Genomic DNA, 20,122 nt, shown 5'->3' on the forward strand with positions numbered 1-20,122 from the left:
GGGTATCGCGTCGGGGGCCGGATCGAACCCGACTCCGGCTAGCTGCGGAAGATGAAGTACACCGCACCAAGCAGACAGAGTCCTGCCCAAAGATAGTCGAGTTTCAACGGCTGCTGCATGAAGAGCACGCTGAAGGGCACGAAGATGGATAGGGTGATGACTTCCTGCATGATCTTGAGTTGGCTGACGGATAGCACGCTGTAGCCAATGCGATTGGCCGGGACCTGTATCAGGTATTCGAAGAAAGCGATGCCCCAGCTGATCAGGGCAGCGATGAACCAGGGTTTTTGGTTCAGGGTTCGCAGGTGCCCATACCAAGCGAAGGTCATGAAGACGTTAGAGAGGCTGAGCATTAAGGCAGTTTGCAGCCAGACCGGCATGAGGATGACTCCAAAGGGCATGGATAAAGCGTTCGAGCGTGATGCAGGGGGATGGAGCGAGGGTGATAAGACTGTATTTATCGATCTGTCGCCACCGGCGTAAGATTCAGGGTTTTCGTTCCAGTCGCTACAGGAGGCAATCATGAAATGTCGGGCTGGCTGTGGGGCTTGCTGCATTGCTCCCTCCATCTCTTCGCCGATTCCGGGGATGCCCGATGGCAAACCTGCTGGCGTGCGCTGCTTGCACCTGTCTATGGATAATTTATGTGGCTTGTTCGGGAGTCCGGAGCGCCCAGTCGTTTGCGAGGATTTCAAGGCTGATCCGGATATATGCGGAAATGATCGGGACGAGGCTTTGCACTATATCCATTGGCTGGAGCAGGAAACCGACAGGGTGATCAATTGATCCAATGAAAAAACCGTTCTTAAGGGAAAAGATGTCGCCGCGGAACAATATAAGAGTTTTTTGCTCTATGGGATGGAAAGGAGCAGGGCGCGTGTAAGGGGGCAGTGATTCGCTTGGGTATCTATTTCGGCGGTAGGTTTTGGTCTGTTGAAATAAGAATGCCCATATCGAAAGATATGGGCATCTTTGAACTTTCTAGGCTTATTAAGGTTTGGCGTGACAAAAAAACCTTAATTTGCCGCTAGAAATGCTTTGTTAACGCTTTTCCAGCGAAACGAAATCGCGTTCCAGCTGGCCAGTGTACAGTTGGCGCGGACGACCAATCTTGTACGGGCTGGAGAGCATTTCCTTCCAGTGCGAAATCCAGCCGACGGTGCGAGCGAGGGCGAAGATCACGGTGAACATGCTGGTCGGAATGCCGATGGCCTTCAGAATGATACCGGAGTAGAAGTCCACGTTCGGATAGAGGTTACGCTCTACGAAGTAGGGATCGTGACGAGCGATCTCTTCCAGTTTCATCGCGAGTTCGAGCTGCGGGTCGTTGATGCCCAGCTCGGAAAGTACTTCGTCGCAGGTCTTTTTCATGACCTTGGCGCGTGGGTCGAAGTTCTTGTAGACGCGATGGCCGAAGCCCATAAGCTTGAACGGGTCGTTCTTGTCCTTCGCCTTGGCGACGAATTTCTCGATGTTCGAAACATCGCCGATTTCATCGAGCATATTGAGAACGGCTTCGTTGGCACCGCCGTGGGCCGGACCCCACAGGGCCGCAATACCGGCAGCGATACAGGCGAAGGGGTTGGCACCGGAAGAGCCGGCCAGACGCACGGTTGAGGTGGATGCGTTCTGCTCGTGGTCAGCGTGCAGGATGAAGATGCGATCCATGGCCTTGGCGAGTACCGGGCTGATCGGCTTCACTTCGCACGGAGTGTTGAACATCATATGCAGGAAGTTTTCTGCGTAATTCAGATCGTTACGCGGATACATCAGCGGCTGGCCTAGGGAGTACTTGTAGACCATGGCAGCGATGGTCGGCATCTTGGCGATCAGGCGGATCGCGGAGATTTCCCGGTGCTGCGGGTTATTGATGTCCAGCGAATCGTGATAGAAGGCGGAAAGGGCACCGACGACGCCGCACATCACGGCCATGGGGTGGGCGTCACGACGGAAACCGTTGAGGAAGTTCTTCAGCTGCTCGTGAACCATGGTGTGGCTCTTCACGTTGCTGACGAACTTAGCCTTCTGCTCGGCATTGGGCAATTCGCCATTCAGCAGCAGATAGCAGGTTTCCAGGTAGTCGGACTGCTCGGCCAGCTGCTCGATCGGATACCCACGATGCAGCAGGACGCCTTTGTCGCCGTCGATGAAGGTAATCTTCGACTCGCAGGAGGCAGTGGACATAAAGCCAGGATCAAAAGTGAAGTGGCCCGTGGAAGTTAGTCCCCGAACATCGATCACATCAGGACCGAGTGTGCCGGTCAGGACGGGCAGTTCGACGGGGGCTAGGCCCTCGATGATCAACTGCGCTTTTTTGTCAGCCATGTTGGCCTCCTTCAATCAGCTTTCTGCTAGGTGTCATCAGACGGCCCCCTTGTAGGGCCCGCATCACTATAAGGTGATAAATCGTAAAGTCAATTTGCACAGAAGTAGATGTTAGAGCCTTTTTAGCGCAATTTTGCGCTAAAAATTGCCTGTTTACGTTACAGGTATGATTTGTTCAAGGCCGACTTTGGTAGGGCGCGGCGCGTTGTCATTAGGGGCCTAACTGTCTATACTCGGGCACCGACCACCAGGGGCTTTAGGCTCGTATTCTGGAGGTTGTCACTCTCTGGGTGGTGGGTACCTGACCAGTGCACTTCCCAACAACTTCGCCCTGCTCGCCAGGGCTCTCACTGTGAAAAAAGCCGTGAAAAGCCAACGACCTGTAAACCTAGACCTTAGGACAATCAAACTTCCTGTCACTGCTTACACGTCCATTCTTCACCGTATCTCTGGTGTCATCCTCTTTCTAGGGATTGCTGTGCTGCTAGTTGCGCTCGGTAAGTCCTTGGCTTCCGAGGAAGGCTTCGAGCAGGTGAAGGGGTACCTGGCCAGTCCGCTGGTCAAGCTGGTGACCTGGGGTTTGTTGTCTGCATTGCTGTACCACTTGGTGGCCGGCGTGCGCCATCTGATTATGGACATGGGCATCGGTGAGACGCTGCAAGGCGGCACTCTGGGCTCGAAAATCGTTATCGCCGTTTCGGTGGTGCTGATCCTGCTGGCGGGGGTTTGGATATGGTAACCAATGTCACGAACTTTTCGCGCTCTGGCCTCTATGACTGGATGGCTCAGCGTGTTTCTGCGGTCGTTCTCGCGGCTTATTTTCTCTTCTTGCTGGGTTATCTGGTCGCTAGCCCGGGTCTGACTTTTGCCGAATGGCATGCGCTGTTCTCCCATAATGCCATGCGAATTTTCAGCCTCCTGGCTCTCGTTTCCTTGAGCGTGCACGCTTGGGTTGGCATGTGGACTATCTCCACCGACTATCTTACTCCGATGGCGTTCGGCAAGTCGGCGACCGTCGTGCGTTTCCTCTTCCAGGCTGCGTGTGGCATTGCCATGTTCGCGTATTTCGTCTGGGGTGTGCAGATTCTTTGGGGTGTCTGATCCATGGCTAACATTCGTACGCTTTCCTTCGATGCAATCATCGTCGGCGGTGGTGGCGCAGGTATGCGCGCCGCGCTGCAACTGGCTCAGGGTGGCCACAAAACCGCGGTAATCACCAAGGTTTTCCCGACTCGCTCCCACACAGTGTCCGCTCAGGGCGGTATCACCTGCGCCATCGCTTCGTCCGACCCGAACGATGATTGGCGTTGGCACATGTATGACACCGTCAAGGGTTCCGACTATATCGGTGACCAGGACGCGATTGAGTACATGTGTTCCGTCGGTCCCGAGGCTGTGTTCGAGCTGGAGCACATGGGGCTGCCGTTCTCACGTACTGAAACCGGTCGCATCTATCAGCGCCCGTTCGGTGGTCAATCCAAGGATTACGGTAAGGGTGGCCAGGCTGCTCGTACCTGTGCCGCAGCGGACCGTACCGGTCACGCGCTGCTGCATACCCTTTATCAGAACAACCTGAAGCACGAAACCACTTTCCTCAACGAGTGGTATGCCGTCGATCTGGTGAAGAACCAAGATGGCGCCATCGTTGGTGTAATCGCCATCTGCATCGAGACTGGCGAAACCGTCTATATCCGCTCCAAGGCTGTAGTACTGGCTACCGGTGGTGCCGGTCGCATTTACGCTTCGACGACTAACGCTCACATCAACACCGGCGATGGTGTGGGGATGGCGCTTCGCGTGGGCGTCCCGGTGCAGGACATCGAGATGTGGCAGTTCCACCCCACTGGCATTGCCGGTGCCGGTGTCCTCGTGACCGAGGGCTGCCGTGGCGAGGGCGGTTATCTGATCAACAAGCACGGCGAGCGCTTCATGGAGCGTTACGCTCCGAACGCCAAAGATCTGGCGGGTCGCGACGTGGTAGCGCGCTCGATGGTCAAGGAAATCCTGGCCGGCAACGGCTGTGGCCCGAACGGCGACCATGTGATGCTGAAGCTTGACCATCTGGGCGAGGAAGTGCTGCACAGCCGCCTGCCAGGTATCTGCGAGCTCTCGAAAACCTTCGCCCATGTCGATCCGGTTACGGCTCCGATCCCGGTAGTTCCTACCTGCCACTACATGATGGGGGGCATCGCCACCAACATTCATGGCCAGGCTATTACCCAGGATGCCAACGGAAACGACAGGATCGTTGAAGGTCTGTTTGCCGTAGGTGAGGTGGCCTGTGTATCGGTTCACGGGGCCAACCGCTTAGGTGGCAACTCGCTGCTCGACCTGGTCGTTTTCGGTCGTGCTGCAGGCCTTTACCTGGAACAGGCTCTCAAGGAGGGCGTCGAGGGTCGCATGGCTTCCGAGTCCGACTTGGAGCAGTCCCTCAAGCGTCTGGACGGCGTCAATCAGCGTACCAGCGGCGAAGATGCCACCACGCTGCGCAAGGAGTTGCAGAACTGCATGCAGCACTACTTCGGTGTATTCCGTACTGGCGAATACATGCAGAAGGGGATTGCCCAACTGGCAGGTCTGCGCGAACGCATTGCTCAAATCAAGATCGACGATAAGAGCCAGGCATTCAACACTGCTCGCATTGAAGCACTGGAGCTGCAGAACCTCCTCGAGGTAGCTGAGGCTACCGCCATCGCTGCGGAAACCCGTAAAGAATCTCGTGGTGCACATGCCCGCGAGGACTACGAAAGTCGCGATGACAAAGAGTGGCTGTGCCATACCCTGTACTTCCCGGGCGAGAAGCGCGTTGCCAAGCGAGCCGTCAACTTCGCACCGAAGACCGTTCCGATGTTTGAACCCAAAGTGCGTACTTATTGAGGGTTATCGATATGTCGCTGCCCAAAACTTTGCAAGTTAGCGTTTATCGCTACAACCCGGAGCAGAACGCTGCTCCGTACATGCAGGATTTCAACGTCGAGATCGATGGCAAGGACCTGATGGTTCTGGACGTGTTGGCCCTGATCAAAGACCAGGACCAGTCGTTCTCCTATCGCCGTTCCTGCCGTGAAGGCGTGTGTGGTTCTGACGGTATGAACATGAACGGCAAGAACGGTCTTGCCTGCATTAATCCGCTGTCCGCTGTCGTGAATGGTGGAAAGCTGGTGATTCGTCCGCTGCCAGGCCTGCCGGTTATCCGCGATTTGGTCGTGGATATGAGCATCTTCTACAAGCAATACGAGAAGGTGCAGCCTTACCTGCAGAACAACACTCCGGCCCCGGCCATCGAGCGTCTGCAGAGCCCGGAAGATCGCGAGAAGCTGGATGGTCTGTACGAGTGCATCCTGTGCGCCTGCTGCTCGACCTCCTGCCCGTCCTTCTGGTGGAATCCGGACAAGTTCCTCGGTCCCGCTGCATTGCTGCAGGCCTATCGCTTCTTGGCCGATAGCCGTGATGCCAAGACCCAGGATCGTCTGGCTGCTATGGATGACCCCTTCAGCGTATTCCGCTGCCGCGGCATCATGAATTGCGTGTATGTCTGTCCGAAAGGCCTGAATCCGACTAAGGCTATCGGTCACATTCGCAATATGCTGCTGCAGAGTGGTACCTGATCCGCTTTTCGCTACATCAAGAAAATTGCGGCGCTGGAAGCCCAGCGCCGCATTTATGGCTGGATCCGCAGCCCATAAAGCCGCGCTCCTTTTTAAAGTATTTCGAATGACTAGGGGCATCCGGGCTTGCGCCTGGACTATCTGCGTGATCCGTAGTGGCTTTACCGAAGTCGCTGCTTCATGACTTTGGATCGACCATGTGCGGCTCGCGCCGATGGTGTCCCCTTACGAGGGTGACCGAGCATGCAAGATAGCGTTATGCAGCGCATGTGGGATAGCGCCTACCTTTCTGGTGGGAATGCTTCCTATGTGGAAGAGCTCTACGAGCTTTATCTTCACGATCCTAACGCTGTGCCCGAAGAGTGGCGCACCTACTTCCAGAAGTTGCCTGCCGACGGCAACCCTGCCACTGACGTTCCGCACTCTACGATTCGTGATCAGTTCATCCTGCTGGCGAAAAACCAGCATCGTGCCCAGCCCGTGGCAACCTCCAGCGTAAGCACCGAGCATGAGAAGAAGCAGGTGGCAGTCCTGCGCCTGATCCAGGCTTATCGCGTCCGTGGTCATCAGGCCGCCCTGCTGGACCCGCTTGGTCTGTGGAAACGTTCGGCTCCGGCTGACCTATCGGTGAACCATTACGGCCTGACTGATGCCGATCTGGATACTACCTTCCGTACTGGCGAGCTCTTCTTCGGCCGGGAGGAAGCGACCCTACGCGAAATTCTTCAGGGGTTGCAGGAGACATATTGCCGCACCATCGGTGCGGAGTTCGCCCACATCGTCGATTCTGAGCAACGCAACTGGTTCGCTCAGCGTCTTGAGAGCGTGCGTGGCCGTCCTGCGTTCTCGCCGGAGGTCAGGGCTCACCTCTTGGAACGTCTGACCGCAGCGGAAGGCTTGGAGAAATATCTGGGCACCAAGTATCCGGGTACCAAGCGTTTCGGTCTCGAGGGCGGCGAAAGCCTGATTCCGATGATGGACGAGATCATCCAGCGGAGTGGCTCTTATGGCACTCTCGAAGTGGTCATCGGAATGGCCCACCGCGGTCGCTTGAACGTTCTGGTCAACACCTTCGGTAAGAATCCTCGCGATCTTTTCGACGAGTTCGAAGGGAAGAACAAGATCGAGCTGGGGTCTGGTGACGTCAAATACCACCAAGGCTTCTCTTCCAACGTGATGACCTCGGGTGGCGAAGTTCACCTGGCCATGTCGTTCAACCCATCCCACCTCGAGATCGTGTCGCCGGTGATCGAGGGCTCCGTTCGAGCTCGCCAAGATCGCCGCGATGATGCCAAAGGCGACAAAGTGGTTCCGGTTTCCATTCACGGTGATGCGGCTTTCGCCGGTCAGGGCGTGGTCATGGAAACCTTCCAGATGTCGCAGACCCGAGGCTACAAGACCGGCGGCACCATCCACATCGTCATTAACAACCAGGTCGGCTTCACCACTAGCTATCCTGAGGATGCGCGCTCGACTGAGTACGCCACCGATGTGGCCAAGATGATCCAGGCGCCCATTCTGCATGTGAATGGCGACGATCCGGAAGCCGTGCTTTTTGTCACCCAGCTTGCTGTCGACTATCGCATGCAGTTCAAGCGCGATGTGGTCATCGACTTGGTCTGCTATCGTCGTCGTGGTCACAACGAGGCAGATGAGCCCAGCGGTACTCAGCCGCTGATGTACCAACAGATTGCCAAGCAGCGTACTACTCGTGAGCTTTACGCCGATGCACTGATTCAGGCTGGTGTTCAGTCCACGGAGCAGGTAGAAGCCAAGATTGATGAGTACCGCACTGCTCTCGATAACGGCCAGCATGTTGTCAAGAGTCTGGTCAAGGAGCCGAATAGCGCGCTGTTCGTGGATTGGCGCCCTTACTTGGGCCACGCCTGGACTGCCCGTCACGATACCCGTGTCGAGTTGAAGACCCTGCAGGAGCTTGCCAACAAGCTGCTGCAAATCCCGGAAGGGTTCGTCGTTCAGCGGCAAGTGGCGAAGATTCTGGAAGATCGTCAGAAGATGACTGCCGGCGCCTTGCCGATCAACTGGGGCTATGCCGAGACGTTGGCCTATGCAACCCTGTTGAACGAGGGCCATTCGGTACGTATCACTGGTCAGGACGTTGGTCGCGGCACCTTCTCGCACCGCCATGCGAAGCTGCATAACCAGAAGGACGACTCCACCTATCTGCCCCTGCAACATCTGAAGCAAGATCAGCCGAGTTTCGATCTGTACGACTCTTTCCTCTCCGAAGAAGCCGTACTTGCCTTCGAATATGGCTACGCCACCACTACTCCGAACGCTCTGGTCATTTGGGAGGCTCAGTTCGGTGATTTCGCCAACGGTGCTCAAGTAGTTATCGACCAGTTCATTTCCAGTGGTGAGCACAAGTGGGGCCGCCTGTGCGGTCTGACCATGTTGCTGCCGCATGGCTATGAGGGACAGGGTCCCGAGCACTCTTCTGCTCGTCTTGAGCGCTACCTGCAACTGTGCGCCGAGCAGAACATTCAGGTCTGTGTTCCGTCGACTCCTGCACAGGTCTACCACATGCTGCGCCGCCAAGTGGTTCGTCCGCTGCGCAAGCCGTTGGTCGTCATGACGCCGAAGTCCCTTCTGCGCCACAAACTGGCTATCTCGACCCTTGAGGATCTGGCCGAAGGCTCCTTCCAGACCGTCATCAACGAGATCGATCCGATCGATCCGAAGAAGGTCGAGCGCTTGGTCATGTGCAGCGGTAAGGTCTACTACGACCTACTGGAAAAGCGCCGTGCCGAAGGTCGCGAAGATATCGCCATCATTCGTATCGAGCAGCTTTATCCATTCCCGGAAGAGGATTTGGCCGAAATCCTGGCCAATTACACTAACCTCAAGCACATCGTCTGGTGCCAGGAAGAGCCGATGAACCAAGGGGCCTGGTACTGCAGCCAGCATCACATGCGTCGTGTCGCCACTGCGCATGAGAAGGGGCTGTTCCTCCAGTATGCAGGTCGCGCCGCATCGGCTGCTCCGGCCTGTGGTTACCCCTCGATGCACGCAGAACAGCAGGAGAAGCTCCTGCAAGATGCCTTCACTGTTTAACGCTTTCACGCAGAAGCACCAGATCAATAGGAACCATAGATAATGGCTATCGATATCAAAGCGCCGACTTTTCCCGAATCGATTGCGGACGGCACGGTCGCCACTTGGCACAAGAAAGTTGGCGATGCCGTCAAGCGTGACGAATTGATCGTCGACATCGAAACCGACAAAGTCGTAATGGAAGTCCTCGCCGAGGCTGATGGTGTAATCGCCGAGATCGTCAAGAACGAAGGTGACACCGTACTTAGCGGCGAACTGCTGGGCCGTCTGGCCGAGGGTGGTGCAGCTGCCGCTGCTCCGGCGAAGGCCGCTGAGGCCCCGGCTCCTGCCGCTCCTGCCGCCCCGGCTCCTGTTGCCGAAGAGCAAATCCTGTCTCCAGCAGCACGTAAGCTGGCTGAAGAGAACGCTATCGATCCGAATAGCGTTCCCGGCACCGGCAAGGGTGGCCGCGTGACCAAGGAGGACGTGGTTGCGGCAGTGGAGGCGAAGAAATCCGTTCCTGCTGCAGCACCGGCAGCGAAGCCCACAGCCCCCGCTGTAGCTGCCCCGATCTTCGCCGCAGGCGATCGCGTCGAGAAGCGCGTACCGATGACCCGCCTCCGTGCCAAGGTCGCCGAGCGCCTCGTCGAGGCCCAGTCTTCCATGGCCATGCTCACTACCTTCAACGAAGTGAACATGAAGCCGATCATGGACCTGCGCGCCAAGTACAAGGATCTGTTTGAGAAGACCCATAACGGCGTGCGTCTGGGCTTCATGTCCTTCTTCGTCAAGGCGGCAGTCGAAGCGCTGAAGCGCCAGCCGGGCGTCAACGCCTCCATCGACGGTAACGACATCGTTTACCACGGCTACCAGGATATCGGCGTAGCCGTGTCCAGCGATCGTGGTCTGGTGGTGCCGGTTCTGCGCAATGCCGAGTTCATGAGCCTGGCGGAAATCGAAGGTGGTATCAACGAGTTCGGCAAAAAGGCCAAGGCCGGCAAGCTAACCATCGAAGAAATGAGCGGTGGCACCTTCACCATCTCCAACGGCGGGGTGTTCGGTTCTTTGCTGTCGACTCCAATCGTCAACCCGCCGCAGACCGCCATCCTCGGTATGCATAAGATCCAGGAGCGCCCGATGGCAGTAAATGGCCAAGTGGTCATCCTGCCGATGATGTACCTCGCCTTGTCCTACGATCACCGTCTGATCGACGGCAAGGAAGCCGTGACCTTCCTGGTCACCATGAAGGATCTTCTGGAAGATCCGGCACGCCTGCTGCTGGATATCTGATCTAGGACGTACTGCAGGATGAGGGGCCCAGGCGATAACCTGGGCCTTCTTGCTGCGGTTTGAAATTGTTTAAAGACGAGGATTCGATATGAGCCAGAAATTCGACGTGGTAGTGATCGGCGCTGGTCCCGGCGGTTATGTCGCTGCCATCAAGGCCGCGCAACTCGGTCTGAAGACTGCCCTGATCGAGAAGTATCAGGGAAAGGAAGGCAAGACCGCGCTGGGTGGTACCTGCCTGAACGTCGGCTGCATTCCGTCCAAGGCTCTGCTGGACAGTACCTACAAATTCCATGAGGCCCATGAAAGCTTCAAGGTTCACGGTATCGGCACGGGTGAAGTCACCATGGACGTCCCGACCATGGTCGCCCGCAAGGACCTGATCGTCAAAAACCTGACCGGCGGTGTCGCTGCGCTGATCAAGGCCAACGGCGTCACCTTGTTCGAAGGCCATGGCAAGTTGCTGGCAGGCAAGCAGGTCGAAGTGACCGGCCTGGATGGCAATACCCAAGTTCTGGCTGCTGAAAACGTGATTCTCGCTTCCGGCTCCAAGCCGGTGGAAATTCCCCCGGCCCCGGTCGATCAGGACGTTATCGTCGATTCTACCGGAGCCCTGGATTTCCAGAGTGTTCCGGGTAAGCTGGGCGTGATCGGCGCTGGCGTGATTGGTCTGGAGCTGGGATCGGTATGGGCTCGTCTGGGATCCGAGGTTACTGTCCTCGAAGCCATGGACAAGTTCCTCGCTGCTGCCGACGAGCAGATCGCCAAGGAAGCACAGAAGATTCTCTCCAAGCAGGGGCTGAATATTCTGTTGGGGGCTCGGGTAACTGGCACCGAGGTCAAGGGCAAACAAGTTACCGTCAAGTTCACCACTGCTCAGGGTGAGCAGCAGATGACCTTCGACAAGCTGATCGTGGCTGTCGGCCGTCGACCGGTCACCACCGATTTGCTGGCTGCCGATAGTGGTGTTGATCTGGACGAGCGCGGATTCATCTTCGTAGATGACTATTGCGCTACCAGTGTCCCAGGCGTTTATGCAATCGGCGACGTAGTGCGCGGCCCCATGCTGGCCCACAAGGCTTCGGAAGAAGGCGTCATGGTCGCCGAGCGTATCGCTGGTCACAAGCCTCAAATGAACTACGACCTGATTCCGTCGGTCATCTATACGCACCCGGAAATTGCGTGGGTTGGCAAGACCGAGCAGGCTCTGAAAGCAGAAGGCGTCGAAGTCAACGTTGGTGTGTTCCCATTCGCTGCCAGTGGCCGTGCTATGGCAGCTAATGACACTGCGGGTATGGTCAAGGTGATTGCTGATGCCAAGACCGACCGGGTGCTGGGGGTTCATGTAATTGGTCCAAGCGCTGCCGAACTGGTTCAGCAGGGCGCGATCGCTATGGAGTTTGGTACCAGCTCCGAAGATCTGGGCATGATGGTCTTCTCGCACCCGACCTTGTCCGAAGCATTGCATGAGGCTGCCCTTGCTGTAACCGGTCATGCGATTCACATCGCCAACCGGAAGAAGCGCTAATCTAAGCGTCTAATAGCAGCAGGCTGCCCGTAATCTTCTATGCGGAATGCCTGCTGCTGACTGTTCTCGCCAGACCACAGTCAACAACGGCGCAATGCAATGAGTGCAGCGTCGTATGCGCAATACCTTTAATAAAATCAAGAAAGGTAGGAAAGCATGAATCTTCACGAGTATCAGGGTAAGCAGCTGTTCGCTGAATACGGTCTCCCCGTATCCAAGGGCTATGCGGTAGACACCCCTGAGGAGGCAGCGGAAGCATGTGACAAAATCGGTGGTGAGGCCTGGGTCGTAAAGGTGCAGGTCCACGCGGGTGGTCGCGGAAAGGCAGGAGGCGTGAAACTCGTCAAGAGCAAGGAAGAGGCTAAGGATTTCGCGGTAAATTGGCTTGGCAAACGATTGGTTACTTACCAGACTGACGCACGTGGCCAGCCTGTAAGTAAGATATTGGTCGAGTCTTGTACGGCCATCCACAGAGAGCTTTATCTTGGAGCAGTGGTCGACCGCTCCAGTCGCCGTATCGTCTTCATGGCCTCGACTGAGGGAGGCATGGATGTCGAGAAAGTGGCCCATGAAACTCCCGAAAAAATTCTCAAGGCTACTATCGATCCTCTGACTGGTGCTTTGCCGTATCAAGGACGCGAGTTCGCTTTCCAACTCGGTCTGTCGGGTGACCAAGTCAAGCAGTTCACCCATATTTTCCTCGGTCTAGCTAAGCTGTTCCAAGATAACGACTTGGCTTTGCTCGAGGTGAATCCTCTGGTAATTACCCAGCAAGGCGACCTCAATTGTCTGGATGCAAAAATCGTCATCGACAGTAATGCCTTATATCGCCACCCGAAACTGCGCGCGATGCACGATCCCTCCCAAGACGATCCGAGAGAGGCGCATGCCACCAAATGGGAGCTGAATTACGTGGCTCTCGAGGGCAATATCGGTTGCATGGTCAATGGTGCTGGCTTAGCCATGGGAACCATGGATATCGTCAATCTTCATGGAGGCAAACCGGCAAACTTTCTAGATGTCGGTGGCGGCGCCACTCGTGAACGAGTGACCGAGGCATTCAAGATCATTCTCTCTGATGGCAACGTGAAAGCTGTTCTGGTTAATATCTTTGGTGGAATCGTACGTTGCGACATGATCGCAGAAGGCATCATCGGTGCGGTCAAGGAAGTAGGCGTAAAGGTACCGGTTGTTGTGCGTCTGGAAGGCAACAATGCCGAGTTGGGTGCCAAGACCCTAGCTACTAGCGGCCTGAATATCATTGCGGCTACCAGCCTGACCGATGCGGCAGTGCAGGTAGTCAAGGCGGCGGAGGGTAGGCAATGGGCATCCTGATCGACAAAGGTACGAGAGTGATTTGCCAGGGGTTCACTGGTAGTCAAGGTACCTTCCACAGTGAGCAAGCGATCGCTTATGGCACCAAGATGGTTGGCGGAGTCACTCCCGGAAAAGGGGGAAATACCCACCTAGGCTTACCGGTTTTCAACACTGTCAAGGAAGCTGTCGAGTCTACGGGAGCAGATGCTTCCGTAATCTACGTACCTGCCCCGTTTTGTAAGGATTCTATTTTGGAGGCGGCCTTCGCCGGCATCAGGCTGATTGTCTGCATCACGGAAGGTCTTCCTACTCTCGATATGCTCGACGTCAAAGTTAAATGCGATGAGCTGGGCGTGCGTCTTATCGGCCCCAACTGCCCGGGCATCATTACTCCGGGTGAGTGCAAAATCGGTATCCAACCAGGCCATATCCATCTGCCGGGCAAAGTGGGTATCGTGTCCCGCTCTGGGACTCTAACGTACGAAGCGGTGAAGCAAACCACTGATGCTGGTTTTGGACAGTCGACCTGTGTTGGTATCGGTGGGGATCCGATTCCTGGTTCTAGCTTCATTGATATTCTTTCGCTCTTTCAGGAAGACTCTCAGACTGAAGCAATAGTGATGATCGGAGAAATCGGTGGTTCTGCCGAGGAGGAAGCGGCGGCCTATATCAAGGCCAATATAACCAAGCCAGTAGTCTCTTATATTGCTGGTGTTACTGCCCCTGCAGGTAAGCGTATGGGACATGCTGGCGCTATTATTTCAGGTGGAAAGGGCACTGCAGACGAAAAATTTGCTGCCCTTCAGGATGCTGGCGTGAAAACCGTCCGCTCCTTGGCGGATATTGGCAAGGCCGTTGCCGAACTCACAGATTGGTAGGCTAGGTGGCACACACCTAATCAGGCTTTTGTCTATCACATGAAATGCCAGTCGCTACAGCGACTGGCATTTTTTTTGAGCTTGAGTGAGTCGTTACATTGGTTTTTCTGTATTCATGCATTAAGGGAAAGCCAGGTCGCGCATAAGTCACACTTAAAGGCATCTGTTAGCCCTTGCTTAACAAGCGGGCTTGCTTAGTGATGGCTTTAGGTTTGCTGGTTTGTTGGAAGAGAATGTTGATTAATGGGGATGTGATCGAGTCGGTTGCTTTGCTGTCACTTGAATTTCTTGTAAGGGGGCTTTATGGAGAGATTGAGAACTGCAGATGTGCTTGCCCTTGGTTTTATGACGTTCTCGCTCTTTCTTGGTGCAGGGAACATCATATTTCCCCCAAGCGTAGGGATGGCAGCGGGGGAAAACGTATGGCGTGTGGCATTTGGTTTTCTTATAACTGGGGTTGGGATGCCACTGTTAGCCGTCATCGCGCTTGCTCGTGTTGGCGGTGGAATGGATCGGCTTACGGAACCGCTTGGCCGATTTGCTGGGCTGTTGATAGCTATAGCAATTTATCTGTCCATAGGTCCTCTATTCGCGACCCCGCGCACGGCGGTTGTCGCCTTCGAGATGGGAATGGCTCCGTTCAGTGGCAATGGGATGTGGCCAAGGTTGGGCCACTCGTTGGTTTTTTTTGCTCTATCTCTAGCCCTTGCTCTTAGTCCGGGGAAATTGGTTGATCGAATGGGCAAACTCATCACCCCGGTGTTACTGATTGCACTGCTGATTTTGGGGGGGGGCACTTTCCTTACTCCTGTTGGGGTGATAGGCAAAAGCCTACCAGCCTATCAAGATGCACCCATGCTACGAGGATTTCTGGACGGCTACTTGACCATGGATACGCTGGGAGCTTTGGTTTTTGGTATCGTCATCGCTTCGGCTGTACGTGATCAAGGCATCACGGAAGCACGTCTTATCACCTTCTACACCATTATCGCCGGCCTTATTGCTGCCTTTGGGTTATCTTTAATTTATTTGGCGCTTTTTTATCTTGGTGCTAAGAGCCAAAACTTGGCTGGTGAGGGTCTGAATGGCGTGCAAATCCTGTCCGCCTACACATGGCAAACCTTTGGCTTTGCGGGGAAATTGCTGTTGGCTGTGGCGATTACGCTTGCTTGTTTGACAACGGCTGTTGGCCTTATAACTGCTTGCGGCGAATTCTTCAGTAGCCGCTTTGCCATTTCATACCGTCTCGTTGTTTGCTTGGTTAGCTTATTCAGTCTCTGGGTGTCTAATCAGGGGCTAGACGAATTGATTCGGATTTCCACACCGGTTCTCGTCGGGCTTTACCCGCTTGCCATCGTGCTTGTTGGGCTTTGTTTGTTCGATCGCTTATGGCTGTCGCCTCGCCGTGTTTTCGTACCTGTAATGATGGTTACTCTGATCTTTGGCGTTATTGACGCCATTGCCGCAGCAGGGTTCGAATTATGGATTCCTCTTTTTTTTCGACACTTGCCATTGGCTGAGCAAAGCCTAGGCTGGTTGTTGCCTACCGCACTGGTTATGCTTATAGCGGCCTTTATGGACCGTAGATTATCTAAGGAGCAATAGCGATTTGATTCTGTGCTTCTAGGTGTTTGGTCCCGGAAAGTACTGCCGTAGGCATCGCAACGTGCAGGCCAGCGTGATCATTGCGGCAAAGCTTCTGGCGAGCTTGTCGTAGCGTGTGCCGACTCTCCGGTTCTCTTTCAACCAGTCAAGCATCCGCTCGATGATGTTCCGTTGTCGGTATTTCGGACGATCAAACAGTCGGGGTAGTCCTGGCTTGGGTTTGCACTTCATGGTGCGCTGCGGAATCACCGGCTGCAGGCGGTAGCGGTCGCAGTACTGGCGCAGATGCTCGGCATCGTAACCTTTGTCTGCCAGTAACCAACGGCAGCGCTTGCGAGGCCGTCCCAACTTTCCGGGGATACGCACCTGATCCAAGAGCGGCTGAGCATGGGCAATATCGCTGGCCTGCCCGGTGACAGCATGAAGCGACGAGGTATCCCATTGGCATCGCAGATTAGGTGAATCTTGGTGGTCAGGCCGCCTCGGCTACGTCCCAATGCATGGTCTACCGGTTCTTCTGGCCCCCTTTTTCCCGGCGCCAGAAGAGGCTCGGGTTGCGCGCGCCGCAGTGGAATCGATCATCCATGTGTCCAGGTCAATCAGGCCTTCCTGATTCAACCGGACGTGCAATCGCTCAAGTACTCGGTCAAACGTGCCGTCGTCTCGCCAGTCACGGAACCGTTGATAAATCGTCGACCACGGGCCGAAACGTTCCGGCAGATCGCGCCAGGCGGCTCCGGAGCAGAGGATCCAGAAGATACCGTTGAGTACCAGCCGATCATCACTTCGAGGTCGGCCCATCTTTTGTTCCGGGGAAACTAGATCCTTGATCAACTCCCAGCCCGTATCCGGGAGTTCGTAGCGCCTTGCCATGTGGGCCTCCAGCCAATCATGGCGACGATTCTACCTGCACCGACTTTTCGTACAGAACCTAGTCTTCATTGACATGATTCATGCTCATTCAGTGCCTATCAGTTCAATATTAGACCAAGTTAAATAGGGTAACATTGCCTGATCATGAAATGATCTACAGGAAACCCGGATGGATGCACTGCTGATCCTAGGGGGCTTGCTTCTGATGCTCGGCGGCTGGGTATGGCTGGCCATACGCGCATTTACAACTAGTCTGCTTTGGGGGGTGGGAGCCCTATTGCCACCTCTGACTCTGGTTTTCATGTTTGGTCACTGGCGAAAAGTCTCAAAGCCAGTGATGTTGATGGCTTTAGGTCTTATTCCTTTGATTGTGGGTTTTACTTTGCTTGCCAGTCACGATAGCGAGCGATTAGACGCGATTCTCAGCTTGAGGTGGCTCAAGCCGGAGGTTAAACAACCTCCCGAGCTAAACATCGACTTACGCGGTGAGCTCAATGGCCAACCTTTCCACCCGCAGCAGGGCGAGCTGATTAAGAGGGTGCTCACTCTGCGGGATGGGGGGGATTTTTTTTCCCAGGGGGAAATCCGTATTCGCATACCAGCGGAGCACTCAGGACTTCTGAGTTTGGATGTACTGCCGCAGGATCGGGGGGGGATTCCCATCATTGAAATCAGTTGGCGCTCATCTGGCCAAGAACTACCTAAGATATACCTTGTTACAAGGGGATATACTTTGCATCTTAATCTCCTGCCTAAGTCTCCGAATCTCTTGGTCGGTGATTTCCATCTGGTTCTTCCTAGCCAATATAGAACTAGACTCAGCGGTAATATTGAGCTTCTCACTGATCATCTGCGCTACCGCAATGGAAAAGTCGATGCCTCATTCGACTCGGAAGAAACTCTTGTTTATGTAATAGAGAGCTATCTGCAGCGACGTGAGGCTACCCATGCTGTGCAGGTTCTGGATTTAAAAGGTGCGTCGTTCCCAGCGCAAGAGTTGAATATCCAAGTGGTTGCTCGCATTGATGGTAAGTTGGAGGAAATCGGTATTCCCCTAGCTAAAGAGGGAGCGATTGGCTGGCAAGTCAGAGGAGAGCATTATCCGCCACTAGGTCATTCTGTGAGCCTGTCAGGACTAGTTAGGGAGGGGCAGCTTCGCTCGGATTTAGAGCCTAACGGTGGAGTCGGGGACCGGCGCTTGGCTTTCACTTTGAAGCGCCTTCAGGCGTCGCCTGCTGATTACCGACAGCTACGTATGCGTATCGTTACGTCAAAGGGAAGCATCGCCGAAGGCAGATTCCAAATTTTTGATGATAAAGGTTACATAGTGCTGCGTCGTGAACTGGAGGGGGCGGGCGACGCCAGTTTCGCTCTGGCTCCCGATATGATTCGCGCAATCCAGTTAATCGATCCCTGAGTAGGCCCTGCGTCTGCGCCACTCCTTGAAATGTCATTTAACGCCCCCATTTGGATGGGAACCGCCGCAGCTGCGGCTACTACCATCTGCTTGGAGTTATACGACCATGAGTGTGGAGACTCAAAAAGAGACGCTTGGCTTCCAGACGGAAGTGAAGCAGTTGCTTCACCTGATGATCCATTCGCTGTATTCCAATAAGGAGATCTTTCTACGCGAACTGATATCCAATGCCTCTGATGCGGCAGACAAGTTGCGGTTCAAAGCCCTTGAGCGGCCGGAGCTGCTGGAGGGACAGGGAGATCTGAAGATACGAATTAACTTCGATAAGGAAACCAAGACGGTCACTGTCGAGGATAATGGCATTGGTATGACCCGAGAGGATGTAATCGCGCATCTTGGCACGATTGCAAAATCAGGTACTGCGGACTTTTTGAAAAATTTATCGGGTGACCAGCGAAAGGACTCGAATCTGATCGGTCAGTTCGGCGTTGGTTTCTACTCAGCTTTTATTGTTGCTGACAAGGTCGATGTCTTCAGTCGTAGGGCCGATAGACCGGCAAGCGAAGGTGTCCACTGGTCATCGAAAGGTGAGGGGGAGTTTGACGTCGCGACGATCGACAAGCCAGAGCATGGTACCCGTATTGTCCTGCACTTGAAGGCTGGCGAAGAAGAGTTCGCCGACGGCTGGCGCTTGCGCAACATCATTAAGAAATACTCGGATCATATTGGACTGCCAATCGAACTGCCGAAAAAATTCTATGGTGAGGAGAAAGACAGGTCGACTGAGCCTGAATGGGAGGTTGTCAATCGCGCTAGTGCGCTTTGGACTAGGCCCCGCGCTGAAATCAAGGATGAGGAGTATCAAGAGTTCTATAAGCATGTTGCCCACGATTTCGAGAATCCGCTGACCTGGAGTCACAATAAAGTCGAGGGTAAACTGGAATATACCTCACTGCTTTACGTGCCTGGTCGAGCTCCTTTCGATTTGTATCACCGGGAGGCGCCCAAGGGGCTCAAGCTTTATGTTCAGCGCGTGTTCGTCATGGATCAGGCCGACGAGTTCCTGCCTCTCTATCTGCGCTTCATCAAGGGAGTTGTGGATTCTAATGATCTGTCTTTGAACGTCTCTCGTGAGATACTGCAGAAGGATCCAGTGATAGAGTCCATGAAGTCGGCGCTTACCAAGCGCGTACTCGATATGTTGGAAAAGCTCGCTAAGGATAAGCCGGAAGAGTACAAGTCCTTTTGGAAGGCGTTCGGCCAGGTGCTCAAAGAGGGGCCGGCAGAAGATTTCGCCAACAAGGGGAAAATTGCCAGTTTGCTTCGTTTCTCCTCGACCGGAGATGCGTTCGGCGAACAATCGGTATCTCTAGCTGATTATGCCAGTCGCATGAAGGACGGGCAGGACAAGATCTACTACCTGACCGGTGAGAGCTATGCTCAAGTGAAGAGCAGTCCGCATCTGGAGATCTTCCGTAAGAAGGGGATAGAAGTTCTGCTGCTTACCGACCGAATCGATGAGTGGCTGATGAGCTATCTTACTGACTTTGAAGACAAGCAATTTATCGATGTGGCCCGCGGTGATCTGGATTTGGGCAAGCTAGATTCTGAGGATGAGAAGAAGGCCCAGGAGGAAATCGCCAAAGCTAAAGAGGGGCTTGTCGAGCGGCTCAAGGGGGTTCTCAAGGATGAGGTTGCTGAGGTTCGGATTTCCCACCGATTGACCGATTCTCCTGCAATCCTTGCAATCGGGGAGCAAGATCTTGGCCTGCAGATGCGGCAAATCCTCGAGGCCAGTGGGCAGAGTGTGCCCGACTCCAAGCCTATCTTTGAAGTCAATCCTCAGCATCCATTGATCGAAAGGCTAGATACCGAGCCTGACGAGGATCGCTTCGCTGATTTGTCGCGTATCCTATTTGATCAGGCTGCCTTGGCTTCAGGGGATAATCTCAAGGACCCAGCCGCTTATGTGCAGCGCCTTAATAAACTATTGGTAGAGCTATCTGCTTAAGCGTAATGCATGTGTTTACTAGCATTTGCTGAAAAAAGCCGTTCATCGTTTCAGGTGAACGGCTTTGGCGGCGAGTTCGGAGCTGGATGCTGAAAAGGCGATGCCATAGTAAAAAATGGTTGACGCCAGATTTGAGGTCCCTATAATGCGCACCACTTCCGGCGCGGTCCTCACGGAAAACCTCTTTCGAATCAAGGGGTTGGCTAAGAGGGTGGGGTC

The 20,122-nt window shown here is 54.7% G+C and carries 15 protein-coding genes and 1 pseudogene; 13 read left to right on the plus strand and 3 right to left on the minus strand.

The genetic code is table 11. From position 1 onward, the window contains the following. Positions 1–38 precede the first annotated feature (38 nt). Positions 39–380: a DMT family protein gene (locus ACFOJE_RS04955; RefSeq protein ID WP_377813165.1), complete on the minus strand. Its 342-nt coding sequence runs from the start codon at positions 378–380 to the stop codon at positions 39–41. A 142-nt stretch (positions 381–522) separates the two neighbouring features. Between ACFOJE_RS04955 and ACFOJE_RS04960 the strand changes: the two genes are divergently transcribed. Next, positions 523–786 (plus strand): YkgJ family cysteine cluster protein, encoded by a 264-nt coding sequence (locus tag ACFOJE_RS04960; RefSeq protein WP_377813166.1) that lies wholly within the window; start codon positions 523–525, stop codon positions 784–786. A gap of 255 nt (positions 787–1,041) precedes the next feature. Here ACFOJE_RS04960 and gltA read toward each other — a convergent pair whose 3' ends face one another. Next, positions 1,042–2,325 (minus strand): citrate synthase, encoded by a 1,284-nt coding sequence (gene gltA, locus ACFOJE_RS04965; protein WP_377813167.1) that lies wholly within the window; start codon positions 2,323–2,325, stop codon positions 1,042–1,044. A 352-nt stretch (positions 2,326–2,677) separates the two neighbouring features. Between gltA and sdhC the strand changes: the two genes are divergently transcribed. The 10 genes from sdhC to brnQ all read left to right on the plus strand — a co-directional run bounded on the left by sdhC (position 2,678) and on the right by brnQ (position 15,602). Then, complete coding sequence (gene sdhC, locus ACFOJE_RS04970; protein ID WP_377813168.1) at positions 2,678–3,064, plus strand: succinate dehydrogenase, cytochrome b556 subunit; 387 nt, start codon at positions 2,678–2,680, stop codon at positions 3,062–3,064. Further along, complete coding sequence (gene sdhD / locus ACFOJE_RS04975; protein ID WP_377813169.1) at positions 3,058–3,426, plus strand: succinate dehydrogenase, hydrophobic membrane anchor protein; 369 nt, start codon at positions 3,058–3,060, stop codon at positions 3,424–3,426. Before sdhC ends, sdhD begins: the two co-directional genes overlap by 7 nt. Before the next feature lie 3 nt (positions 3,427–3,429). Next, the gene (sdhA, locus tag ACFOJE_RS04980) at positions 3,430–5,202 is read left to right on the plus strand and encodes a succinate dehydrogenase flavoprotein subunit (RefSeq protein WP_377813170.1); all 1,773 of its coding nucleotides are present in this window, start codon (positions 3,430–3,432) and stop codon (positions 5,200–5,202) included. 11 nt (positions 5,203–5,213) lie between these two features. After that, complete coding sequence (locus ACFOJE_RS04985) at positions 5,214–5,933, plus strand: succinate dehydrogenase iron-sulfur subunit (RefSeq protein ID WP_377813171.1); 720 nt, start codon at positions 5,214–5,216, stop codon at positions 5,931–5,933. A gap of 243 nt (positions 5,934–6,176) precedes the next feature. Then, positions 6,177–9,008, plus strand: coding sequence for a 2-oxoglutarate dehydrogenase E1 component (locus ACFOJE_RS04990; RefSeq protein ID WP_377813173.1), 2,832 nt, complete (start codon positions 6,177–6,179; stop codon positions 9,006–9,008). Positions 9,009–9,050: 42 nt separating this feature from the next. Next, on the plus strand, positions 9,051–10,277 hold the full coding sequence (gene sucB / locus ACFOJE_RS04995) for a dihydrolipoyllysine-residue succinyltransferase (protein ID WP_377813174.1): 1,227 nt from the start codon (positions 9,051–9,053) through the stop codon (positions 10,275–10,277). 88 nt (positions 10,278–10,365) lie between these two features. Then, positions 10,366–11,802: a dihydrolipoyl dehydrogenase gene (lpdA, locus tag ACFOJE_RS05000; RefSeq protein WP_377813175.1), complete on the plus strand. Its 1,437-nt coding sequence runs from the start codon at positions 10,366–10,368 to the stop codon at positions 11,800–11,802. Positions 11,803–11,958: 156 nt separating this feature from the next. Then, complete coding sequence (gene sucC / locus ACFOJE_RS05005) at positions 11,959–13,137, plus strand: ADP-forming succinate--CoA ligase subunit beta (protein ID WP_377813176.1); 1,179 nt, start codon at positions 11,959–11,961, stop codon at positions 13,135–13,137. Next, on the plus strand, positions 13,125–13,997 hold the full coding sequence (gene sucD, locus ACFOJE_RS05010) for a succinate--CoA ligase subunit alpha (protein ID WP_377813177.1): 873 nt from the start codon (positions 13,125–13,127) through the stop codon (positions 13,995–13,997). The genes sucC and sucD overlap by 13 nt, the downstream gene beginning before the upstream one ends. Positions 13,998–14,300: 303 nt before the next feature. Further along, entirely contained in the window at positions 14,301–15,602 is a 1,302-nt protein-coding gene (gene brnQ, locus ACFOJE_RS05015) for a branched-chain amino acid transport system II carrier protein (RefSeq protein ID WP_377813178.1), read from the plus strand. A gap of 18 nt (positions 15,603–15,620) precedes the next feature. Here brnQ and ACFOJE_RS05020 read toward each other — a convergent pair. Continuing rightward, positions 15,621–16,475: pseudogene (locus ACFOJE_RS05020) on the minus strand (IS5 family transposase). A 169-nt stretch (positions 16,476–16,644) separates the two neighbouring features. Between ACFOJE_RS05020 and ACFOJE_RS05025 the strand changes: the two are divergent. Then, complete coding sequence (locus ACFOJE_RS05025; RefSeq protein ID WP_377813179.1) at positions 16,645–17,892, plus strand: MFS transporter; 1,248 nt, start codon at positions 16,645–16,647, stop codon at positions 17,890–17,892. A 106-nt stretch (positions 17,893–17,998) separates the two neighbouring features. Next, entirely contained in the window at positions 17,999–19,903 is a 1,905-nt protein-coding gene (gene htpG / locus ACFOJE_RS05030; protein WP_377813180.1) for a molecular chaperone HtpG, read from the plus strand. Positions 19,904–20,122: the final 219 nt, after the last annotated feature.

It is taken from the genome of Azotobacter bryophylli, assembly GCF_042643485.1.
GTDB classification, from domain to species: domain Bacteria; phylum Pseudomonadota; class Gammaproteobacteria; order Pseudomonadales; family Pseudomonadaceae; genus Azotobacter; species Azotobacter bryophylli.